Here is a 3,112-nt window from a genome sequence, read left to right on the forward strand (position 1 = left end):
CACTGCCGTACGTGGCGGTGGGCAGCGCCGGGGTCGCGCTGGTGGCCACCGAGCTGGCCGCGGTCCGGCCGGACGCGGCGTGCCTGGCGGACCTGCCCGGACTGCTGCGGGCGTGCCTCGGCGAGTTCGTCATCCACCCGGGCCTGCTGTACGGCCGCGCCGGTCTGATCACCGCCCTCGCCGCGGCGCACCGGCGTGTGCCGGACCCCCGCCACGCCGACGCGATCGCCACGCACCTGTCCCGGCTGTCCTGGTACGCCGTCGGCTACGGCGACGGCGGGGTGGCCTTCCCCGGCAACCAGCTGCTGCGGCTGTCCATGGACGTGGCGACCGGCGGAGCCGGATTGCTGCTCGCGTTGTCGGACACCGCGCGGGGAACGGCCGCACTGCCGTTCCTGCATCCCGAGCCCCCGGCCGGACAACGGCCGGTGCAGGAAGTCCGGTCGGTCCCGACCGGAGTGAGAAGAGAAAGGTGACACACATGGAGATGGTTCTCGACCTGCAGGGTCTCGAAGCCGCCGACGCCCCCTCCGGCAAGGACGGCGGCGGCGACGGTGGTGCGGGCAGCAACCTCAGCCTGCTGGCGAGCTGCGCCAACAGCACCGTCAGCCTGCTGACCTGCCACTGATCCGGCAGGTCCGGTAGGCGCCCCGCGCGCCTGCCGGTGCCGCAGGGTGCGCCGAGCGACGCAGGACTGGTGCGTCGCTCGGCGCACCGTCGTAGTGTGCCGGATCGACGGGGGAGTCGGGAGTGGACGCATTCCGTGCCGGTGGCCGGCCCCGCGCGCCCGGCGACGCGCTGCTGAGCGAGGTCGTCACCCGGGACCGGGTCCGTGTGCTGGTGCTGCTGGGGGTGAGCCTGCTCGGGGTGGCCACCGCGCTGGTGCTCCCGGACGCCCTGGCCGCCGCGGTGGACACCGCCGTGGCGGGCGACACCGGTTCCGGGGCGCTGCTGTGGTTCCTCGCTGTCGGTGCGGCCGAGATCGCGGCGGAGGTGCTGCTGGCGGTGCTGACCGCGCGGGTGACCGCCACCGCCTGCGCACGGCTCCGGGGACGGCTCACCGCCCACCTCACCCGCCTCGGTACCGGCCACCGCTTCCCGGACGGGGACGTGGTGAGCCGGGTGACCACCGACTGCGCGGGCGCGGGTGCCGTGGCCTCGGTGACCGTGCAGCTCGGTTCGGCGCTGCTGGTCGCCGTGGGGGCAATCGTCCTGCTCGGGGTGCTGGACTGGCGCCTGGCCGTGGTGTTCGTGTGCAGCGTCCCGGTGGCGCTGTGGTTGGCGCGGTCGCACCTGCGGCGGACCGCCTCGGACGTCGGCACCTACCAGGAGGTCTCCGGCGAACTCTCGGCACGGCTGCTCGACGCCGTCACCGGGGCGCGCACCATCGCCGCCTCCGGTCTCGCCGACCGGGAGACCGCCCGGGTGATCGAACCCCTGCCCCGGCTCTCCGGCGCGGGCGCCGGGATGTGGCGCACCCAGGCGCGCATGGTGTGGCGGGCCGGGTTGTTGCTGCCCGCCGTGCAGGTCGCGGTGCTCACCGCCGCCGGGTTCGGGGTCGCCGCGGGCAGGCTGAGCGTGGGGGACGTGCTCGCCGCGCTCGGCTACGTCGCACTGGGCATGAGCCTGGTGAGTCAGATCCCGCTGTTGACGTCGTTGTCCCGGGCACGCTCCTGCGCCGCACGGATCGCCGAGGTGCTGGACAGCCCCACCGGGGACGGGCGGGAACCGGGGACCGCACCGCCGTGCCCCTCCGGCACGCTCCGCGTCCGGGACGTGGGGGTCGACGGCGTGTTCCGCGGGGTGTGTCTCGATCCGGAACCGGGCACGACCGTCGCGGTCGTGGGGCGCTCCGGGGTGGGCAAGTCCGCGCTCGCCGCCGTCCTGGGTGGTCTGCACACCCCCGACGAGGGGGAGGTGCTGCTGGACGGGGTGCCGATGGCGCGTGTGCCCGAGGCGGTACTGCGCGACCGGGTCGCGGTCGCGTTCGAGCGACCGGCGTTGCTCGGGGCCACCGTGGCCGACGCCGTAGGATACGGGCACGACCCCGGCGGCGACGTCCTGGAGCGGGCCTGCCGCACGGCCGGCATCCACGACCTCGTCGAACGGCTGCCCGACGGCTACGCGACCCCGATGACCGACACCCCGCTGTCCGGGGGCGAGGCGCAGCGTCTCGGGCTGGCCCGCGCGTTGACCCGCAACCCCGGTGTGCTGATCCTCGACGGTGCGACCGCCGGTCTGGACACCGTCACCGAGGCCCGGGTGCACGCCGCCGTCACCGCCGCGCTGCCCGGCACCACCGTGGTGCTGGTGACCCACCGGGCGGGGGCCGCCGCCCGCGCGGACAGCGTGGTGTGGCTGGACCACGGGGGTGTGCGGGCCGTGGACACGCACGCGGCGTTGTGGTCCGACGCCGACTACCGGGCCGTGTTCGCGGAGGCGGGTGCCGCGTGAGGCTCTACTGGCGGGCGCTGGCCGGGAGCTGGCGCAGCGGACTGGCCCTGGTGGGCGCCTCGGTGCTGGAGAGCGTGCCCGCGTTCCTGTCGGGTCGGTTGGTCGAACGTGCCGTCGACGACGGGTTCGCACGCGGCCGGCTCGGCGCCGGGGTGGCGTGGCTGGCCGTGTTCGGCGCGGTCGCGGTGGTGGGGGCGTTCGGGTCGCGCCTGGTGTGGCAGCGCCTCGGCGTGGTGGTCGAACCGGTGCGCGACCTGCTGGTCGAGGCCGTGGTCCGGGGCGTGCTCGGGCAGGGCGGGGCCGGACGGCACCGGCCCGACTCCAGTGGGGTCGCACGGATCACCCAGCACGTCGAGATCGTCCGGGACGCCACGGCCGGGCTGCTCGTCCAGGCGCGGGGCATGGTGGTCACCACGGTCGCGGCGCTGGCGGGGGTGTTCAGTGTGGCCGGGGAACTGGCCTGGGTGGTGACGGTGCCCGTCGTGGTCGTGCTCGCCGTGTTCACCGCGCTGCTGCCGACCCTGGCGCGGCGGCAGCGCGCTCTCACCCTCGCCGACGAGCGGGTGGCCGGGACCGTCGGAGGGGTGCTGGACGGGATGCGGGACGTCGTGGCGTGCGGCGCCCGGGACACCGCGCGGGCGGCGATGCGCGACGACGT

Annotated in this window: 2 protein-coding genes and 2 pseudogenes; all 4 read left to right on the top strand. The window is 75.6% G+C overall.

Annotated features, from left to right (window positions below; all coding sequences use genetic code 11):
- Nucleotides 1-476 (top strand): annotated as a pseudogene (locus SACPADRAFT_RS33250) (hypothetical protein); the annotation flags it as partial.
- Nucleotides 477-481: 5 nt separating this feature from the next.
- On the top strand, nucleotides 482-628 hold the full coding sequence (locus SACPADRAFT_RS31675; RefSeq protein WP_007027060.1) for a SapB/AmfS family lanthipeptide: 147 nt from the start codon (nucleotides 482-484) through the stop codon (nucleotides 626-628).
- Nucleotides 629-750: 122 nt separating this feature from the next.
- The gene (locus SACPADRAFT_RS0219200; protein WP_007027061.1) at nucleotides 751-2,454 is read left to right on the top strand and encodes an ABC transporter ATP-binding protein; all 1,704 of its coding nucleotides are present in this window, start codon (nucleotides 751-753) and stop codon (nucleotides 2,452-2,454) included.
- A pseudogene (locus SACPADRAFT_RS33255) lies at nucleotides 2,451-3,112 on the top strand (ABC transporter ATP-binding protein); the annotation flags it as partial. The gene SACPADRAFT_RS0219200 and the pseudogene SACPADRAFT_RS33255, both read left to right, overlap by 4 nt.

Origin of the sequence: Saccharomonospora iraqiensis subsp. paurometabolica YIM 90007 (assembly GCF_000231035.2) — a bacterium.
GTDB lineage: Bacteria > Actinomycetota > Actinomycetes > Mycobacteriales > Pseudonocardiaceae > Saccharomonospora > Saccharomonospora paurometabolica.